The sequence below is a fragment of the Streptomyces scabichelini genome (assembly GCF_011045015.1).
Lineage (GTDB): Bacteria > Actinomycetota > Actinomycetes > Streptomycetales > Streptomycetaceae > Streptomyces > Streptomyces scabichelini.
Genome location: NZ_JAAKZY010000036.1, coordinates 31,308 through 49,857 on the forward strand (window position 1 = coordinate 31,308; position 18,550 = coordinate 49,857).

Here is an 18,550-nt window from a genome sequence, read left to right on the forward strand (position 1 = left end):
TCCGCCTCGTTCCTCTGGGGCCAGAGAAAGCGTTCAGAGCCACACGACGGCGCGAGAAGTTGCCTCTGCCTGTGAGGGGGGCCTGGTGCGCAGGCTGTGCTCAAACTCTGTGCGGTGCTCAACAGCGGACTACGACGCCTACCGGCGCTCACGCTGCCCTCTAGCTCGAATGGGTTCACCAGGGCGCTTGTCCGGGCGGATACTCATCCAGCGTCTGGCCAGCGCCGTACCTCGAAAGGAACCACACCCAACTGCAATCCCTGCTGAGATCCTGTGTCTGAACTCCTGATGTGGATCTTTGGGCGGTCTAGCCTGGCGGCGTGTCCGGGTTCGTCGGGCCGCCGTTTTCGCGGTGCTGTTCCCGTATGTGGAGGTCCCGTTGATGTGGGATGCCGCACCGAGGGCGGGTAGAGGGTGGCGGTGGAGACGTGACGACGAAGACGCGTGCTCCGTTTCCGAGGTCTATCAGCTGGCGCGCGGCGCCGGATCCCCTCGCCCGCTGCCCGGGACTGTCCATCTGCGCCAGGCGTCGGGTCAGCAGGTCCTGCGGTACGGGATGTCGGGGAGGTACGTCTTCCAGTCCGCCGGGGAGAGGCTGGAGCCGGCCCGGGTGCAGGCCTGGCGGACCAGACGTTCGGGGGCGATCTCGTAGCGCTGGAGCCGTACGTTCTTGCCCGTGGTGTAGAGCGTGTCGCCGTCCTCGGTAAAGGCGACGGAGAGGATGGGATCGCCCGGTGTGGGGAGGGCGGAGCCCAGGAGGCTGCGGGAGGCCGTGTCCCAGAGTTGGAGGGTGCCGGAGAGGCCGGCGACCGCCAGGGTGCGGCCGTCGGGGGAGAAGGCCAGCGCGGTGACGTTGCTGTCGGCCTCGGGGAACGGCGCCCCGGTGTAGGTGCCGGCGAGCACGCCGAGGCGGGTGTGTACGTCGCCGTCCCAGAGGGTCACGCGCCCTCCGCTGTCCGAGGCCGCGAGATACGCGCCGTCGGCGCTGAAGGCGAGCGTCTCGGTCTGGTCCTCGGTCAGCGTGCGCTGGACCACGCGGCCCGAGCGCGGATCGGCGACCGCACCGCTCGCGTCCACGACCTTGCCCGTGTCGGGGCGCACGACCATGCCCAATACGCCGGTGCCGGTCAGGGACCTGGCCTTCCTGACCTGGCCCTGCTCGCGCAGGTCCCACACCTCGGTCACTGCCTGCGGCAGCTCACGGGCGACGAGGAGCGTGTCGCCGTCCGGGCTGAGAGCGATGCCGAAGATGTCGGAGAAGCCCTCCTCCTGGGGGCGGATGTCGACGGTCGCGTGTGCGCGGCCGGTCCTCACGTCCCACACGATGATCCGCTGCCGGCCCGCGCGGACGCCGGAGGAGTCTTCTCCGACCCTGCCGACCGCGACATAGCGGCTGTTCGCGCTCCAGGCCACCATGTCGTAGCAGTCGATGTCCTCCGGGTGCACGTCGGCGGCGCACGGGTCGACGGGCGGGGTGGCCAGGGCCCGGCCGCTGCGGGTGTCCTGCAACCGCAGCCGTGTCGTTCCGCCGAGCGGGGATTGGAAGAGGGCGAGAGTGCGGCCGTCCGGGGCCAACTGCGACAGGGGATAGTCGTTGTCGGTGTCGTGCCAGTGTGTGGTCACCGCGGGCCCCAGGCTCACTGTTCGTACCGTCGTGCTGTACTCGGTGCGGTAGCGCAGGGTACGCGTCGGCAGGTCGAACTCGAACTCCTCGGGCAGTTCGTTGACTAGGACGTGGCGGTACACGGGGGTGTCGGGAACCGAGAGCCGCCACACCAGGATGTGTCCGTCGACCACGGCCGCGAGGAACCTGCCGTCCGGGCTGAACCGCAGCCAGTACGGCGAGCCCGCCGCGAGGCGGGAGAGCTCGCGGCCGGAGCCAAGGTCCCAGCGGCGGATTCCCGTATCGGTCGCCATGGCCAGTGAGCGGCTGTCGGGCGAGAAGGCGACGTCCTGGGCGTGGCAGGCGTCACGGCCGAGTGCGGCCAGGCGGGGCAGATCCAGTTTCCGCCGCTCGGCGATGTCCCAGACCTCCGGCGGACGGTCGTCGCTACAGGCGTACAGCAGACGGTCGTCCGGGCTGACCGCCGTCTCCCTCGCGCTCATGGCATTGTCGAATCCCAAGCTCACTGTGGTGCGGAGGCGGTGATTGCGCACATCCCAGACGCGCAGGAGGTGCGACGTATCGATGTCATCCGCCACGAGGGTGCGGCCACTGGGACCGAAACGCACCTCTGATGGCGATTCGCCGTCCAGGCGCCACGCGATCCGCTCCGCCCGTATGTCCCACAGCAGTACCCCTTTCTCCTGCACGAGCGCGAGCGTGCGGCCGTCCGGGGACAACTCCACGGTGTCGGTCCACTCGTCGACCTCCTCACCCTCGTGGAGCAGTTTGCCGAGCCCTCGGTAGGTGTGGGTGAGGCGGCGGGTGCGCAGGTCCCAGGTACGGATGCTGTCGGGATACACGGCGAGCAGGGTGTGCCCGTCGGCGGCCAGCCGCTGCTTGATGGGCCGGGAGGCGGTGTCGGGGAAGGAGAACTTGTCCTCCTGTTGCTGGGTCGTCGCCCCCAGGAGCGCCGACCGTGTCTCCGTGGTCTCGGCCAACCGCCAAGCGGCGACGCTCAGTTGCATGGCCCGTACTGGATCGGCGAACCGGACGCTGTCCGCCACCGCGGCGATCCGGCGGGCCTCGGCCTCGTGGTGCCTGCGGTCGCTCGTACGGGACTGCTGCCAGGCGGTGATGCCCGCGATGAGGGCGAGGACGAGGAGGGCGGCGAGGGTGGTGAACAGCCCGCGGCGGCGCCGGAGTTCGCTGCTGCGGGAGGTGCGGGCGGCGGTGAGGAAGGCCTCCTCCAGCGGGGTCAGGGGCTGGTCCGCGAGGTGTTCGTCCGCGGTGGCGAGGCGGGTGCCGCGGTAGAGGGCGCCCGGATCGCGGCCCAGCTCGTCCCAGGTGCGGGCCGCCTCGGTCAGCCGGCGATGGGTGCGCAGGCGTTCGCGGGCCTCCTCGATCCAGGCGGACAGCCGGGGCCAGGACGTGATCAGGGCCTCGTGCGCCAGATCGACCGTGTCGTCGTCGAGGGTGAGGAGACGGGAGCGGGCCAGGCGGTCGAGAACCAGGGCCACTTCGCCGGACGGGGCGAAGTCGAGTTCCGCGCGGTCCACGGGGCGACGGGTGTCCTGGGAACCCTCGCCGGGGGTGATCAGCCGCAGCAGGATCTGGCGGGCCAGGACCGCCTGCTCGCCGGACAGCGTCCCGTACGCGTCCTCCGCCGTCTGCGCGATCGCACCGCGTACGCCACCTGCCGCCTCGTACGCCGCCATCGTGAGCGCCCGCCCGCGGCGCCGTCGCCAGGTCTCGCGCAGGGCGTGCGAGAGGAGGGGGAGGCCGCCGGGTTCGCCGCCGGTCTCCTCCACCAGGCGGGCGGTCAGCTCGCGTTCGACGATCAGTCCGGCGGCCTGGGCGGGTCTGACGACGGCCTCGCGAAGCTCGGCCGGGCTCATGGGTCCCACCGGCAGGTTGGCTTCGGCCAGGGCGTCGGCGAGTTCACGGTGCTCGGCGCAGCGGCCGTAGAAGTCGGCGCGTACGCCGAGGACGACGCGCAGCCGGCTTGCGGGCTCGGCGGCGGCCAGCAGGCGGGCAAGGAAGCCGGCCCGCTCTGCGGGGTCGCGGCAGAGGGTGAAGACCTCCTCGAACTGGTCCACGACCAGCCAGGTGTCCCCTTCGCCCGGGGCCGGTACACACAGGGTGTCGTGGGTGCGCAGCGGATGCTCGCCCGGGGTGAGGATCCGCACAGTCGCCGGCCGGTGCGGTCCCTCGAGGCTGCGCAGGCGGGGAATCAGCCCCGCCCGCAGCAGGGATGACTTGCCACTGCCGGACGGCCCGAAGACCGCAAACACCCGGTGCGCCGTCCCCGCGCGGACCAGCGCATCGGCCATTTCGTCCCGGCCGAAGAAGAGATCCGCATCGCCCACGTCGAACCGGGCCAGGCCACGGTAGGGGGAAGGAGCGGTCTCGTCCGCCACCAGGTCGGCCGCCCGGGCCTGCTCCGTGACCGCCTCGCGCCAGCGCCGCTCCCACGCCTTCTCCTCGCCGCCGCATGCCCGCACATAGGCCAAGGCCACCGGCAGGGAGGGCAGTTGTTCCCCTGCGGCCGCTCTCGACAGGGTGGTGACCGAGACCTCCACCTGCCGGGCCATCTGCCGGTAGGTGATGCCGCCCGCTTCCTGACGCAGCTTGCGCAACTCGAACGCAAACCGCTGGACCGGACCCAGCCCCGGATCGAGGTCCGCCTCCGGACGCCCCATAGCGCTTCCCCCCCCGTGCCGCGCCCGTGACCAGCAGCGGCGTCTCATCCCAACACCCGCCCCACCACCGTGAAAGACACCATCTCGCCAACCCAAGCCTGCGACCTGCTTTGTTTCACGCCCGGGACACGGCTGTGCAACAACCCCAAACCCCGTGAACTCGATCCAGGACGCCCCAGTGGCTGCCCTGACGGAGAAACAGGTGATTGAACGGCCACGGTTCACATAGCCCGTGGACACACGGCCCCAATCGCAAAACACCGCAATGAACAGAGGGGTACATCAGTTATGCCTTTCCTGCGCACCCGCACGCGCTCTGCGGCACTCGGCGTCGCCATTGCCGCGACGGCAACACTGTTCGTCGGCGGCACGGTCCAGGCCGCCCCTGCACAGACCAGCCAGTCGGACGTATCCGTTCAGGGATACATTCCCGGCAAGGATGTAGTGGTCGGGCAGTGCAAGGGGTGGCTAAACAAGAGGACGTCCGACGGATACGTCCAGGCCGTCGCACAGTCGTGGAACAACCACGGGTGCCTTTTCGAGCTGCAGCGCAAGCGGGAGGGATCCGGCGGTTACGACTGGAAGCCCGTCTCAGACATATACCACATCCGGAACTCCAAGAACGCGACCGGATACCACTGGAACGGAACGAAAGCCGCCTCTCGCGTCTGCCTGCTGAATGCCACGACCGGTAGTCCGGTGGTCTGTGGTGACGCTGCCTGGTAGAAGCCGGCAGACGTACGACAGGCTCTGCAGCGACTGGAAGTAGCAAGATATCGCTCATCGGTCGAGGGGCCGGTGTGGTCCGTCCACGAGGGCGCCAAACTTCGCGTACAGGGGGAATTTCCATGCACGTTCGCACCAAGGCCACCGTCTTACTCACGGCGGGTGCCCTGCTCTCCGGCCTGTTCGCCGGCGCCACGAGCGCGTCCGCGGCCCCGGCCGGTGCCACGGCCCAGGAGGCGTCCGTCTCGGCCGCCGCGGCGAGGTGCCAGCTCAGGGACTTCATCGGCTGGTACTGCGGCTACGAGGTCCTCAACCCGTACAGCGACCGAGGGGACCGGGGCGCCAAGGTACGAGAGATCCAGGCGCTGCTGAGGTTCCACGGCGTGTCCATCGGATCGTCGGGCGTCGACGGCATCTTCGGCGACGACACCGAGCGCGCCGTGAAGACCCAGGGCCGCAAGGGCATCGCCCGGGACGGCAAGGTCGGCCCGAACACCTGGTACTACCTCCGCACGCCGGGCGCCTGACCGGGGAAGGCGGGCCCGGGGTGTGACCCGGATACGCGTCAAGGGGCAATGAGTTGATCTTGAAGCCCTGACAGGACGTCTCACAGCGAGACACCCAGGCCCGGTGGCGGGCCTGGATGTCTCGCTGTGGAACCTCGACGCTCTTCTGCGCGACTGGGTCGGGATCGGGCTCGGCTTCGAGAAGCTGGCGCGGGTATCCGCCCAGAGGATGACGCCCAGCCGATAAATCCGGTCGACAGGCGAGCCCGCGGCGCACTGTGATGGCTCCGACTGCCCGTCGCACGGAGCGGGCCGACCGCAGGAGCCGCTCTTGGCAACCGAGAGAACCGCGGACATCTATCCGGCGATCGATGTGGCACTGGTCAGGCGCCTGGTCGATGCGCAGTTCCCACAGTGGGCCGAGCTGCCTTTGGAGCTGCTCGACCCGGCCGGCTCGGACCATGTGATCCACCGGCTGGGCGAGGAGCTGTCCGTCCGGCTGCCCCGCCATGCCGGGGCCATTGGGCAGGCCAGGAAGGAGTCCGAGTGGCTGCCCCGGCTCGCTCCGCACCTGCCCCTGGCCGTCCCGGTCCCGGTAGCGGTGGGGGAACCCGACTTCGGCTACCCGTGGCCATGGGCGGTCTCCCGCTGGCTGGACGGAGAGGTGGCGACCGTCGAGGCGCTGGCCGACTCGTCCGTGGCCGCCGTCGAGCTGGCGGAGTTCCTGACCGCCCTTCAGCAGTTCGCGCCCAAGAACATCCTGGATGGGGACGTCCGCGAGGACCTCACCGGTCGGCCACTGGCCGACCGGGACCGCGCGACGCGGGCCGCTGTCACGGAGGTCGACGGGGTGTTCGACACCGTGGCCATGACTGACCTGTGGGACGCGGCGCTGGGCGCCCCCGGATGGGATCGCCCTCCGGTCTGGTTCCATGGCGACTTCCACACCGGCAACCTGCTGACCGCGGACGGCCGCCTCAGCGCGGTCATCGACTTCGGCGAGCTCGGCATCGGTGACCCGGCCTGCGACCTGACCATCGCCTTCACCTTGATGTCGGCCGGGAGCCGGGCTGCCTTCCGGGCCGCGCTCGGGGTGGACGACGCCACCTGGACCCGGGGCCGCGGCTGGGCCTTGACCACCGCTCTGAACGCCTACACCTCCTACGCTGCCGTCAACCCCCGCGTCGCCGCGCAGACCACCCGACAGATCACCGAGGCCCTCATCGGCTGACCACGACGGGGACCCTCCCGTCGGCGGCCAGACCCAGCCCAGCGCCAACCCGAGCCTCCTCGCCTTCAGCTCGACCGCAGATCAGCCGGAGGAGATGAGAGCGCTTCAGGAATCCCGAAAGGGCACCTCGTCCCGGATCTTTTCTTCCTCGAACCGGTCCTCGCCTTCAGCCAGGTCCGGTGGCACGACGGCACGGGAGTGCTGCGGGTCCACCTCTCGCTTGAGGCTGCGCCTCCCCGGCGGCAGGACGAGAACCTGGATCTCTATCAATACGTGATCGAGGTCGAGACAGACCAGGCCGAGCTGATGCGGGCAGCAGAGGAATGGGACCAGCGCCTTGCACAATTCCCCCTGCGCTGAGGCTGCAGTTCATCCTGTGCGTCGAGGTTTGGTCCCGGATTTGTGGTGGGCGGGGCGGCTGTAGGACTGGCCTGTGGCGAGGACCCGGCCGACATCGTGCCGAGTGGCCGGGTGTCGGTTCTTCGATCCGGTTGGCCGGCCGGGTCCGGGCCTGGATGGTTTCGGTGCACCGGCTGGTGAGCCGGTCTTCGCGTGCAGGTTTCTGAACCCTCTGCGGACACGGGCCGGGGTGAGCTTGTTCGGTTGGGCCGGCTTCTCCCAGGGGCGTCGGAGGTCGGTGGCGAGCGGACGGGCGAGCCGGAGCTGGGTGTGGGCGGCGATGACGAGCCAGGTCCAGCGGTCGGCTGCTTCCGAGCTGCGGAGCCGTGGCCGGGTCCAGCCGAGGGTCTGCTTGAGCAGGCGGAATGTGTGCTCGAGGTCGAAGCGTCGGAGGAACGCCTGCCAGCAGCGGTCGACATCCGCCGCGGTGGCGCCGGTGCTGGACCACCACATCCAGACTGGCTTGTTCACCCCGCCGGACGGCAGTTTCTCCACGACCAGGCGGATGACAGAGCCCTCGATGATGGGCAGTGGCCCGTCGTGGTCGAGCCAGGCCGCCCGGCGGGTCAGCCGAGGGTGCAGCCGGTCCCAGGCCTGCGCGGTGGCCTTGCCGTAGAGGCGAGTGACGGTGACGGCCTGCGCTGTGCCCCAGCTGTCGGGGTCGCCGAAGATGAACTCGCCGCCGTGCTTGGGCGGTCGGCCGCCCTTGGGGTCATAGACCCGCGGCGGTGTCGGTCGGCGCATCACGCGGTCGGAGCGGAGCCGGCCGAGGATCTCGACGGGCAGTCCGGCCAAGAGATGAGCGATGCGCGGGGCGTCGTATCCGGCATCGAGCACGACCAGGACGTGCGGGTCGCCTTCCTTCCAATGGCCGGCGGCGATGGGCCGTTCGACGACCTCACGGATCTGGGCAGTGGTCACTGCGGCGACGTCGGCGCCGGGCTCCAGCCGGACCGCGTCAAGCAGCGCGGTCCAGGAGGTGCGGCCGGTCTCCAGCGCGGCCACGATCGAGTACGGCCAGCCCGGCACCATTTGATGCTTGGTGCCTGTTTGCGATCCGGTGATCTCTTGCTGGGTTACTGGACTGCGGTCGGGTTCCGGCCGCGATGAGTACAGCGGCAGCGGCGGGTTGGGTTCGGCTTGTTCGGGCGATGCTGGTCCGGCCAGCAACGACAACACTGGCGCCATGGACGTGGTCAGCACTGCCGAGGTGTCGGCCGGAGAGCGGTTCGGCTTCTGGCGTGAGGTGAACTCGAAGCTCTGGGTGCCCTACGACTTACGCTGCGACCCGCAGGTGGAGAGCGGATTTCGGGCTCAGGTCGGGATCAGCGAGTTCGGCCCCGTGCAGGCGACGCTAATGACCACGATGCCGCACTCGGTCCACCGCACGCCCAAGCTCATCCGCCAGGCCGATCCCGAAGTGTTCAAGCTGGGCTGCATCGTGCGTGGCGGCGGCATGATGACGCAAGACGGCCGACGCGCGGATCTCGGAGTCGGAGATCTGGTGCTGTTCGACACCTCGCGCCCCTACGTCGGCGAGCATGCGCCGCATATTCCTGCATTCCAGATGCTGCTCCTGCGCTTCCCGCGCTCGTTGTTGCCATTGCCTGCCCGGGAGCTGCGGCAGCTGAGCGCCGTGACCATCCCGGGTTGGGAGGGCATCGGTGCGCTGTCGTCACAGTTCCTGCTGCACCTCGCACGGCACATGCACGAACTCAGCCCGACCGATACCGCCCGGCTGTCCACGCTCACCCTCGACGTGCTGACCACAGCCCTGGCCGACGCGCTGGACGCCCAGAGTGAGGTGCTGCCCCACACCAGGCAGCGCGCGCTGATGGCCCAGATCCATGCCTTCATCCGTGACAACCTGGGCGATCCGCGCCTGAACCCGGACGCGATCGCCGCAGCCCACCACATCTCCCTGCGCTACCTGCGCAAACTGTTCCAGCAGGATGGGCGCACGGTCGTCGGCTGGATCCGCGAGCGCCGCCTGGAACAGTGCCGACGCGACCTCGCCAACTCCCACCTCGCCGCCCGCCCGATTCACGCGATCGCGGCCCGGTGGGGGTTCACCAGCCCCTCGTATTTCAGCCAAGCGTTCCGCAGCACCTACGGCCTCTCCCCGCGCCAGTACCGCCAGCAGTGCGTGACAGTGCACACAGGCTAAAGACCTGTGCACTCACCCGTAACGACAGGCCCGGCCGCGGCGTGCATCCTCTGTTGTGGAATTACATGAGAGGCATCACGCATATGACCGTGTTGTGGTGTTCGCGTCACTAGAAGGGGGATCATTACTCGTGAAGCGCCCATTTCGTTTCGCGTGTCTCGCTTTGGCCCTGGCGATCGGCCTGCCACTAGCCTCAGCGGGCGTCTCGACCGCTTCCTCCGAGGCCGTACCGGTACAGGAGACCTCCCTGTCCCCGACGTCCGCAACCGCCTGCGTCGGCTGGGCGCAGGGGACGCGGGTCAAGAAGGCCTCCGAGAGCAGGATCTACGTGATCGGTCCGGACTACTACCTGTACTACATCCCCAGCCCCACCGACTACTTCAACCTGTGGGCCACCTGGGATGGCATCCTCACTGTGCCGGACAGTCAGTTCGACGCGTGCTACAACAGCGGCTCCATAGAGCTGTCTAACGCCCGTCTGGTCAAGGCGAGCACCAGCGCCGCCGTCTACATCTGGATTGGCGAGAGGGGGTGGTACCGCCAAATCTCGGACTGGTCCACCTTCACCAACAAGTACCACTTCGACCCGGCGAGGATCCGGACGGTGCCTGCGTCGTCCATTACACCCATCCGCAATGATCCCTGGGATTAGACGGTGAATCGGGCACCTTCCCAGCCGGGGAGGTGCCCGATCCGTTCGATTTTCGTCGTCAGCGACCTGCACCGCTACGTGAATCGGCGACGACGCACGAGTGCGGCCAGCCCCTCACGACCTGTCGTCTTGAGGGGCTGCCTGCGCGTGGAGCTCATAGACTTCGACAGCGGCGCGGGGACGTCAGTCGCTCGCAGTACCGCCGATGCGACATGGGTGCGGCCTGGTGCTTGGTGGACTTCGGCGCGGGGTGGCCCTCGGGGGCAAGCATGCGCCAGGCGTTCACGCTATAGCGGGCAAGGATGCGGGTGCGAACTGCTCGCGGACCTCCGGGCCCCCAAGAGCGCGGGCGGTCACGTCCAGCTCGACCTGCAGCGGGGGCGCCGACCTGCCTGTCGGCGTCGGTAAGCCGGCCACCCAGGCCGTGCTCGGCTCGGGTCTGACCATGCTGGAGCAGGTGGCACAGTGCACGCAGTGCGAGCTTGTGGCGCTGCGCGGGGTCGACCCGAAGGCCGTACGTGTCCTGTCGGAGGCTGGAGCAAGGGGGGCTGGTCCTCCGCGCCAGGGCCGGCGGACACAACCCGCGCGCCGGCTCGGCCGGATACCGCGGGGAATCAGCCATGAGGTCCGCGAGGGGCAAGCCCGGACGACGGCTCGACGCACGTCTTCAGCGTCCTCTCCCGATCACGCCGCTCCCGCGGCAAGCGGAGGAACGCCCCCTGTCTACTGATCCCGAGCCCTTTCGGCGCTGCCCTTCGCGATTCCCGCGCGTCAGTCCATCACCCTGCCTTCCCGTCCGTGGAGTCCAGCACGCCCCCGCCGCGAGTCGGTAAGTTCCTGGGCTGTCGCGTCACCGTGTGCGCCGCCCGGCCGGTGTTCGCCGCGCCGACGCGCTTCCCCGCGGCGGACAAGGTCGTCGTGGACCGGCCGCACCACTGACTGTCGGGCACCCGGACGCTGGAAGTCGCGCTGCGGCTGCCAATCGCGTTCGTGGGAGCGATGGGCTCACGGTACCCACATCGACCGGGGCCGCGGGTTGCGTGAAGTGGGCATGAGTGCGGCTCGGCCGGACCTCGCCTCCCGGTCCGGCCGAGCCACCCCAACCCTCAGATCACCGATCCCGAAGTGATCCGTCCACCTCGAAGACCATGTCCGCTGGCGCTCTAGGGCACGGCGATCTTCACGGTCGTCTCCGCGTACATGGGCGGCGTGAACTGGTCGCGAACCTGCACCTTCACCGTGTAGCCACTGGCCGCATCGCTCGGGAACTCTCCCGAGATGTGGCCGTTCTCCACCTTGATGCCTGTGGGCAGCGACGGGTTCACCTCGGTGGTGACCAGCGAGCCCTGGAAGATCGAGTCACCGCCCGAGAACAGGGCGACATCGAATTGCTCGCCACGCTTCACCGATATGTTCTGGCTCTCCTCGATGGGCCGCGGGCGGTGGGCGTGGGCGTCGCTTGCCGCGGCCCCCTGCAGGATCAGCGAGGCTCCTGCCATGACCGCGTCGCATACCGATACCAGAACCCATACGTTCTTCGACACTGCCTTGTGCAGCGTGATGTTGCGGATCACCTGACAGGCCCTGGGCGCCGCGTCGAGCACGGATTCGGCCATGGCCATGGCGTAGAGCGGGGCCGGCATCTCGTCCTTGGACGCCTGGGTGCCCCCGACGTTGCAGGTGAGAATCCCCAAGCCGAAGGCCAGCTGGATGATCGAGCCCGGGACCAGGCTCTCCGCCGCCTTCTTCTTGGCCTTCTCCGGATCCGGGGCGCCGTCGTACCCGAGGTACTTCAACAGGGAGGAGACCGCCCCCGTGTTGTCCCAGAACATGGAGGCCACCGAAGAGACGATGTCGAGAACGAAGGCCACCGACTTCACGGTGCACCCGGCGATCCCCCAGCCGTCCCAGTCCTTGCGCGGCGAGGTGACGGAGGGTGCTCAGCGCGTAGGACAAGCTCAGGCTGCGGTGGCGTCGTCCCCGGCTCGGCTCGCAACCGCTCGATCTCCTCCGCCAAGCCGCCGGAGGCCAAGCAGGCATTTCCCTGCACCGCCGACAGCGTGGAGAACACCACCTTGGGAAGCGCCTTCCAGATCGTTCAGCTGTGGGTGTGCGCTCTGGTGGCAACGGCGTGAGCATGAGGGTATGGACGCGCGTCTCAAGGTGTCCCGCACCGCCGCTGCGGCTGTATTGCTCGTGGTCATGGCCGCCTGTTCCGACAACTCTGACCCGGCTGCCACGGAAGGGACCACAGCCCCAGCTACCCCCACAGCCCCAAGCGCCCCCACGGCCGGAGCGCCGCCGGGGGCCGAGGTGCTCGGCACCGTACGGACAGGCGAGCCGTTCACCGTGACGATCGTGTACAGCGACCCCCCCGGCGCAACAGACCGTTGGCAGTTCACCGTACGCAGCGTGACCTGCGGCAAGCCGATGGACCCCGCCGTCATGGCCCATGCAGCCGAGTCGGTCGGCTCACCCGCCCCCACTCCCACACCCGAGGCCGGCAAACAGTTCTGCGTCGTGGCCATAGACGCGCTCAACGCTGGCAAGAGCGAGGCGACCTGGAACGCCGACGGCTCGGTGAGCCTGAACGTCGGCGACACCCGATACACCCCGTCGAACGAGGACGCCGACTACGCCTTGGACTACGCGCAGTACTACGCCGATAAAGGACAGACGGGACCGACGTACGGGCGCAACCCGGGCAGCCGGGGACCGGCGCACGGGGTCTTCCAGATCCCGACAGGACAACAGCCGACCAGCATCTGGGTCACCTCCGGCACAGCCATCACCACGATTGACGGCGTGCAGCCGGGCTATCTGGTGCTCCTCAATTGAGGCGCATCTCCTTGCGGGCCATGGCCCAGCCGGGGGTTTGCGCCCGCCGCGACGCCTGCGCATGTGGAACGGGCACCACTGGTGGCGGGCTATCACCGGCTTCACGACCAGCGTGAGCGCGATGAACCGACAAATCTTCCACCGAGATCTGCCGCTCGACGTCTCGTCGCCCTGACTAACCAGCCGTCACTGGCATTCGCTCCCCAGGGCGTAAGACAGCTTCTCGAAGGTCGTACGGTCGCGGCTGCCACCGCTGAGGCCGGGCGCCGGCGCAAAGGAGTCGGACTGGTCACGGCCGGAGTTAGCCTGAAGTGTGGCGAGGATGGGCGACGCCGATCTGCCGGTCGGGAGGATGAGCTCCAGGGGAAGCATCTTGTGGGCCCTGATCCCGCTGTTCACGCTCGGGTTGGGAACGATGTTTGTCCTGGCGTGGGCGGCTCACCGACTCCGGTCACGCCCGCTCGGCGTCAGTGCCGTCGTGGCGCTGATCATGACCGTCGTCGCCTTGCCGCTCAGTGGTGCGCCGGATGATTCGGGCAGGGGCGCAGCGAGCGCGGTATTGATCATCCTGCTGATCGGCGGCGGCCTCACGGCGACGTTCATGATTCGGCGGCGGCTCGTTGGGCCGCCGACCGCCAGCCCAGCCGCCGTGCGTCCGGGAGGTGCGGATCCGGCCGTTGGCGCGGCCCCACGAACGTCGGCAGCGGCGGGCCGAAGCGCGACGCATCCTCGATCGTGATCCCGCCCTCGCACGCGAGCTGCGGATCGGTCGACCGGATCTCCCACGGCAGTTCGATGACGGCGGCCTCGTCGACATCAATCACGTACCGGTCGCGATTCTTGCCACCCTGCCCGGCTTCACACCGGAGCTGGCTGAACGGGTCGCCCGGTCCCGCGACGAGCACCACGGCTTCGCCTTCGTCCAGGAGCTGGAGGTCTACGCCAACCTCCCCGGGGGGCTTGCCGACGAACTCGCCGAACGGTTGGTCTTCCTCCGCTGATTCACGGCCTGGCACCATCGTGATCACTGGGGTGCGTCAATGCGGCGGCCTCGTGGAGCAGCACAGCAACTTGTTCGCCCCCATGGCGCCGACCCATCTGTCCGGCAGGGAGACGCTGAACCCGTTCCCGCGCCCAAAGCCCACGGCCTCCCGCGTCGTGCCGGACCTGACCCTGGTGCGACAGTACGAAGTGCGCCCAAAACGCCATCCTCGACTGAATGAAACTCTGGATAGACCTTCTCAGGGTCAGTATGCAGCCGGTAGTCCCACAAGATGCCGTAGATCCCCAGCGTGATGATGGTGAGAAAGAGGTGAAGACCAAAGCTGCGGTTCAGCTCTTCGTCCGGCTCAAACGTCAACGGGTACCTGATGATCCCCAGCTTCGTCCAGATCAGGCTGATCTTCTCGTCGAAGTCCTGCTCGGTGAGCTGAATCTCCCACCAGAACCGCATCGTCCGGTAGTCGGCGTAGAGCCCGTAGATGCCTAGTGTGAGGAACGTCAGGATTCTGCGTATTGGCCTGATGCGGCAATGACCGCGTTGTAGTAATGCACACGCCGGTCCCCGAAACGGTCAGCGCGGTCTATTCGGCGATAGAAGATCAATATCGCGTAGATGCCGAGAGTGACCCATGAAAGGAGAAAGAAGTACAGGGCCCAACTGACAAACTTCTGGTCGGTGAAGCGCCGCTGATCCACGTAGCGATCGACCTGCTGAACTGCCTGGATCTGCTCCATGATGATCCCGGTCCTCACCCGGAGCACGACCACGCCCGTCGGCGGTGCGGCCGGCGGTTTCATGGTCGGCGTCGTGGGTGCTTGGCGCGGCTCGGGAGGTGGCGGCGTCGGCCGCCGGGGTGACGGTGTCGTGGGGATGTCCGCGGGTGCCGTTTCGGACGTGGGCGCCGGTTCCTCTTCCAGGAGCGAGCCAACACCACCGAGGCCCAGAAGGAGGCCGAGAAGGACCAGGACCGCGGTGATCCACGGGTGCTTGAGGCGTCTGGGGCGTCGTGGCCGGCGCTGCGGGCTTCACCTTTCAGTACAGCACTGTCCCGCCGCGGCCGCCTCCGGCAACGGCGCGATCCTGTGCCGGAAGGACCGTGTCGCGGGCCAGGCTGCGGAATCCGTTGCGTGCCTCGGATAAGCACGCCAGATAGTTTCCGTAAAGAACTCTCCGTACGGCCGTCTGGCGCTCCCGGATCTCGCGGCGCCAGCGGCCTCGCTCCAGAACCGCCGCGGACGCGGTGGCGATGATGGCACCCACACCTGCGCTGACCAAGGTTATCCACTCCATGGCCCGAGTCTGGCCACTGCACGGGGTGTTGACACCGACACGGCCTGGGAGCACAGCGGGGACGCCGAACCGCCCCCGCCGCGTCCGGGCGGACGGATGCCGCCTTCGCTCTTTCCGTGCGGCGTTCCCGGTATGGGTCAGATGACCGATGCGCTTCAACGCGGTGAAGCCGCACAGTCACTCCACCGTGACACGACTCCGTGTCATTTACCGCCCACGCGCGCCTCGAGAGGTGGCCATGCCCGCATTCGCCGATCTGGTCTTCGCCAACGGCTCGGTACTGACCGTCGATTCCCACTTCACCGTCGCTTCCGCCCTCGCGGTCACCGACGGCACCATCACTGCTGTCGGCGACCGTGACGATGTCGCGGCGCTCATCGGCCCCGCCACCCGGGTGGTGGACCTCAAGGGCGGAACGTTGCTGCCCGGCATCAACGACTCCCATCTGCACGGCTGTGCGTTCGGGGTCGCCTCGCCCCCGCTGGCGCTGGACCTCGGTTACCCGACGGTGCGGTCGATCGCCGAGGTGGTCGAGGCGGTCAGGGAGGCGGCCGAGCGGACTCCGCCCGGTGAGTGGATCTTCGGTATCGGCTGGGATTCCGGTTATCTCGCGGAGTGCGTGGCCGACTCCTCACGGCTGCCAACTCGCCAGGACCTGGACGCCGTCAGTCCCCACCATCCGGTGGTGTTGGTGGACTTCTCCGCGCATGTCTCGTGGGTCAACTCGGCCGCCCTCGACCGCGCGGGTGTCGACAGAGACACGGTTGCCCCGCCCGGAGGGATCATCGTCACCGATGCGACGGGGACACCCACGGGCCTGCTCCGAGAAGGCGCCCAGGAGTGTGCGCAGCGAGTGTTGCCGGCCCTCACCCGCGAGGTCCGGGCCATGGCCATCCGGTCGACGCTGGCCAAGCTGCGCGCTCTCGGCATCACCAGCTACACCGAGCCGGGCCTCGGCCCCGGTGGTGACTCCCTCATGGGCGGGGCACTGGCACAGGAGAGCGTCGCCGTCTACCGCCAACTGCTGGCCGACGGCGAGTTGACCGCACGGGTCAGCGTGCTGCTGTTGCCGACCGGCATGTCGAGCACGGCGAAGGAGTTCGCGAGAGTCCTGGACGGTATCGATATGCCGCCGAGCAACGACTCGCGCCGGCTGAACGTGATCGGGGTGAAGATCTTCGCCGACGGCATCCCGCCGAACAGGACGGCGTGGATGCACGAGGCGTACCTCGGCGGCGGCTGCGGTTCCCTCTGCGTGGGCGGCGAGACCGACGACGAGCGTGTGGCCCAGGTTCGGGAGATGGTGCGGCACGCGCATGCCGCCGGCTATCAGGTGGGAGTGCACGTTACGGGGGACAGGGGTATCGACACCGTGGTCGACGCTCTTGCCGCAGCGGCAGCGGAGCACCCGCGTGCCGACGCCCGGCACTACGTCATCCACGGCGACTTCCTCACCGCCCGCAGCATGAAGATGCTGGCCGAGCACGGCTTCGGGGTCAACATGAACCCCACGCTCAAGTGGACCGTCGCCGACCTGGAGGAGGAGTTCGTCGGCCCCGAGCGAGCCGCGTACGAGTGGCCCTACCGTGCCGCCATCGATGCGGGGGTCACGGTGGCGAGCAGCTCGGACGCGCCCGTCACCTTCCCCGACTGGCGCCAGGGCATCGCCACCATGTTGCTGCGTGAGTCCAAGGCCAGCGGCCGGGTCAGCGGAGCCGACCAGCGCATCCAACTCGCGGAAGCGGTGCGCACCTACACCGTCAACGCCGCCTGGCAGGACTTCGCCGACGACTGGAAGGGCTCCCTGGAAGTCGGCAAGGTCGCTGACCTGTGTGTGCTCGGAGGCGACCTGCTGGCCGCCGACCCGCACGACATCCCGGACCTGCCCGTGGTGCTCACGGTGCTCGGCGGCGACGTCGTGCACGATGTGCTCACCTGCTGAGCACTGTCTTGACCGGGGCCGTGCCGCCGTCGATGCTGTGCGCATGGATGAACGGCTCCGGCACACGGAGGCGGTTCTGGGTGCGGCCCTGCGCGTGCGCGAGGCCGCACAGTGTGCGGTGGACGGCACCGGGAGCGCCGGTTCCGTGCTGGCCGCGCTGTCCGAGGCGATCCCCCATGACCATGCGTCCCTGGCCTGGTGGGACCCGCATCGCCGTCGCCACGTCATGCTGGCAACCAACTATCCGGACGCCATGACGCCGCACATCGAGACCCGGCTGCACGAGGATGCGCTGTTCGCGCCGACACGTCGCCCCGGAGGGGGGATGTGGCTGGGTGATGTGCCGCAGGAGCTGCGCCCGTTGTCCTCTACGATCCGTGACTTCATCGATCCGGGAGGATTCGAGGACGGCGTGACGGACTGCCTCTTCGCCCAGGACGGTCGCTACGTAGGTGTGCTCCTGATGAGCATGGCGAGACAACTCCTCCCGTCGCCGATCGGCCGCCGCGTCCTGGCGCTGCTCGACGACTGCCTTGCAGCAGCCGTGGACTCTCTGCCGCCCGAGGGCGTGACCGATACCCCAGACGGGCCGGCGCCGGACACATGCGTCGTCGTCTTTCCCGCTTCCTCATGGGCCGCCCCGATACCTGTCAGCGGGGACGTACCCGCGGAGTTCGCGGACGCAAGAGGGCCGCTGGCGGCTGCTGTACGGAACGCAGCCGCATCACGAGCCCTGCCCACCACGATCCTGATGGCATACGGCCGTCAACTGCTCGAACTACGACTGAGCCGTCGGGGCGTTGAGACCGTTGTCGCGTGCCGCCCGGTGCACCATCCGGGGCGGCTCTCCCTGCGTGAGCTGCAGGTGCTGGCCGAGGTCACCGTCGGTGCCACCAATCGGGAGATCGCCGAAAATCTGCACGTGAGCGTGCGGACCGTCGCGGCCCACATCGAACACATCCTCACCAAGCTCGACGTCCCCAATCGAGCGGCCGCCGCAGGGCGTGCTGCCACCTGGGGTCTTGAGCCCGCACGCCCGGCGTCGCCGATGAACGGGATGGGCGCCCGACGGTTATGTGTACCGCAGCCGGATCCTTGCCGGATCCCGCGCGATCACCGGGTAGGAGCCGGCACCCTACGGTCGGTGGACGATCGTCCACCGACCATCGCCTCCGCCGGCAGCGGCGGCTACGTCCGATTCCACCGACGCCACCTCATCCCTGGCGTACCCCATGGGCGACGAGTGCGTCCTAAAGGTGTCGACCAGCTTCCCACGCCCGGAACGGGTGCTGGTCGTGGTGCGGCGTCGCTTGGAGATGTAGAGGTTGAGTGTGCCGTAGGACAGTGACGTGTCGTGCTGATCCATCAGCGCGGTCCAGATGTCCGGGGCCCGAGACCGGCGTGAAGCATCGAGTCGATTGGCCTCGGATGCCCGCAGCCCGTCGTAGGCCAGCTCGCGCTGTAGGTCCCGCTGGAGTTCCCCGGCGGCGC

17 protein-coding genes and 3 pseudogenes are annotated in these 18,550 nt (G+C 68.5%); 12 read left to right on the forward strand and 8 right to left on the reverse strand.

Annotated features, from left to right (window positions below; all coding sequences use genetic code 11):
* Nucleotides 1-534 precede the first annotated feature (534 nt).
* On the reverse strand, nucleotides 535-4,305 hold the full coding sequence (locus G5C60_RS14170; protein WP_165258798.1) for an nSTAND1 domain-containing NTPase: 3,771 nt from the start codon (nucleotides 4,303-4,305) through the stop codon (nucleotides 535-537).
* Nucleotides 4,306-4,593: 288 nt separating this feature from the next.
* Between G5C60_RS14170 and G5C60_RS14175 the strand changes: the two genes are divergently transcribed.
* The 5 genes from G5C60_RS14175 to G5C60_RS54115 all read left to right on the forward strand — a co-directional run bounded on the left by G5C60_RS14175 (nucleotide 4,594) and on the right by G5C60_RS54115 (nucleotide 7,128).
* Nucleotides 4,594-5,031 (forward strand): hypothetical protein, encoded by a 438-nt coding sequence (locus G5C60_RS14175; protein WP_165258800.1) that lies wholly within the window; start codon nucleotides 4,594-4,596, stop codon nucleotides 5,029-5,031.
* 122 nt (nucleotides 5,032-5,153) lie between these two features.
* On the forward strand, nucleotides 5,154-5,558 hold the full coding sequence (locus G5C60_RS14180) for a peptidoglycan-binding domain-containing protein (RefSeq protein ID WP_165258802.1): 405 nt from the start codon (nucleotides 5,154-5,156) through the stop codon (nucleotides 5,556-5,558).
* A 103-nt stretch (nucleotides 5,559-5,661) separates the two neighbouring features.
* On the forward strand, nucleotides 5,662-5,784 hold the full coding sequence (locus G5C60_RS53150; protein WP_277611313.1) for a hypothetical protein: 123 nt from the start codon (nucleotides 5,662-5,664) through the stop codon (nucleotides 5,782-5,784).
* 84 nt (nucleotides 5,785-5,868) lie between these two features.
* Nucleotides 5,869-6,768 (forward strand): aminoglycoside phosphotransferase family protein, encoded by a 900-nt coding sequence (locus G5C60_RS14185; protein WP_165258804.1) that lies wholly within the window; start codon nucleotides 5,869-5,871, stop codon nucleotides 6,766-6,768.
* Between the two features lie 111 nt (nucleotides 6,769-6,879).
* Nucleotides 6,880-7,128 carry a WapI family immunity protein gene (locus tag G5C60_RS54115; protein WP_420907372.1) on the forward strand — a complete coding sequence of 83 codons (249 nt, stop codon included), beginning with the start codon at nucleotides 6,880-6,882 and terminating at the stop codon, nucleotides 7,126-7,128.
* Nucleotides 7,129-7,137: 9 nt separating this feature from the next.
* On the opposite strand, the pseudogene G5C60_RS14195 reads toward G5C60_RS54115, so the two are convergent.
* A pseudogene (locus G5C60_RS14195) lies at nucleotides 7,138-8,232 on the reverse strand (transposase); the annotation flags it as partial.
* Nucleotides 8,233-8,353: 121 nt separating this feature from the next.
* On the opposite strand from G5C60_RS14195, the gene G5C60_RS14200 reads away from it, so the two are divergent.
* The 3 genes and pseudogenes from G5C60_RS14200 to G5C60_RS14210 form a co-directional block, all read left to right on the forward strand.
* A complete protein-coding gene (locus G5C60_RS14200; protein WP_165258808.1) occupies nucleotides 8,354-9,334 on the forward strand; it encodes an AraC-like ligand-binding domain-containing protein in 981 nt (326 codons plus the stop codon).
* 130 nt (nucleotides 9,335-9,464) lie between these two features.
* On the forward strand, nucleotides 9,465-9,986 hold the full coding sequence (locus G5C60_RS14205) for a hypothetical protein (RefSeq protein WP_165258810.1): 522 nt from the start codon (nucleotides 9,465-9,467) through the stop codon (nucleotides 9,984-9,986).
* A 798-nt stretch (nucleotides 9,987-10,784) separates the two neighbouring features.
* A pseudogene (locus tag G5C60_RS14210) lies at nucleotides 10,785-11,043 on the forward strand (XdhC family protein); the annotation flags it as partial.
* A gap of 106 nt (nucleotides 11,044-11,149) precedes the next feature.
* Here G5C60_RS14210 and G5C60_RS14215 read toward each other — a convergent pair.
* Both G5C60_RS14215 and G5C60_RS51990 read right to left on the reverse strand, forming a co-directional pair.
* Nucleotides 11,150-11,857, reverse strand: coding sequence for a putative Ig domain-containing protein (locus tag G5C60_RS14215; protein ID WP_165258812.1), 708 nt, complete (start codon nucleotides 11,855-11,857; stop codon nucleotides 11,150-11,152).
* Nucleotides 11,858-11,964: 107 nt separating this feature from the next.
* Nucleotides 11,965-12,081 (reverse strand): annotated as a pseudogene (locus G5C60_RS51990) (dihydrofolate reductase family protein); the annotation flags it as partial.
* Nucleotides 12,082-12,344: 263 nt separating this feature from the next.
* Between G5C60_RS51990 and G5C60_RS14225 the strand changes: the two are divergent.
* Nucleotides 12,345-12,824, forward strand: coding sequence for a DUF4352 domain-containing protein (locus tag G5C60_RS14225; RefSeq protein WP_241266787.1), 480 nt, complete (start codon nucleotides 12,345-12,347; stop codon nucleotides 12,822-12,824).
* A gap of 599 nt (nucleotides 12,825-13,423) precedes the next feature.
* On the opposite strand, the gene G5C60_RS51995 is transcribed toward G5C60_RS14225, so the two are convergent.
* Nucleotides 13,424-13,852: a hypothetical protein gene (locus G5C60_RS51995; RefSeq protein ID WP_241266788.1), complete on the reverse strand. Its 429-nt coding sequence runs from the start codon at nucleotides 13,850-13,852 to the stop codon at nucleotides 13,424-13,426.
* A complete protein-coding gene (locus G5C60_RS54120) occupies nucleotides 13,849-14,160 on the reverse strand; it encodes a DUF4234 domain-containing protein (protein WP_420907373.1) in 312 nt (103 codons plus the stop codon). Before G5C60_RS54120 ends, G5C60_RS51995 begins: the two co-directional genes overlap by 4 nt.
* Here G5C60_RS54120 and G5C60_RS52000 point away from each other — a divergent pair.
* Nucleotides 14,044-14,313: a hypothetical protein gene (locus G5C60_RS52000; protein ID WP_241266789.1), complete on the forward strand. Its 270-nt coding sequence runs from the start codon at nucleotides 14,044-14,046 to the stop codon at nucleotides 14,311-14,313. The two genes, G5C60_RS54120 and G5C60_RS52000, sit on opposite strands and share 117 nt — an antisense overlap.
* An 11-nt stretch (nucleotides 14,314-14,324) precedes the next feature.
* Here G5C60_RS52000 and G5C60_RS14240 read toward each other — a convergent pair whose 3' ends face one another.
* Together G5C60_RS14240 and G5C60_RS14245 are read right to left on the reverse strand one after the other, a co-directional pair.
* The gene (locus G5C60_RS14240) at nucleotides 14,325-14,624 is read right to left on the reverse strand and encodes a DUF4234 domain-containing protein (RefSeq protein ID WP_165258824.1); all 300 of its coding nucleotides are present in this window, start codon (nucleotides 14,622-14,624) and stop codon (nucleotides 14,325-14,327) included.
* Between the two features lie 235 nt (nucleotides 14,625-14,859).
* On the reverse strand, nucleotides 14,860-15,117 hold the full coding sequence (locus G5C60_RS14245) for a hypothetical protein (protein WP_165258827.1): 258 nt from the start codon (nucleotides 15,115-15,117) through the stop codon (nucleotides 14,860-14,862).
* 238 nt (nucleotides 15,118-15,355) lie between these two features.
* Here G5C60_RS14245 and G5C60_RS14250 point away from each other — a divergent pair, with 238 nt between their 5' ends.
* Complete coding sequence (locus G5C60_RS14250; protein WP_165258829.1) at nucleotides 15,356-17,059, forward strand: amidohydrolase; 1,704 nt, start codon at nucleotides 15,356-15,358, stop codon at nucleotides 17,057-17,059.
* A 94-nt stretch (nucleotides 17,060-17,153) separates the two neighbouring features.
* Complete coding sequence (locus tag G5C60_RS53665) at nucleotides 17,154-18,407, forward strand: helix-turn-helix transcriptional regulator (RefSeq protein ID WP_338145817.1); 1,254 nt, start codon at nucleotides 17,154-17,156, stop codon at nucleotides 18,405-18,407.
* Nucleotides 18,408-18,550 lie beyond the last annotated feature (143 nt).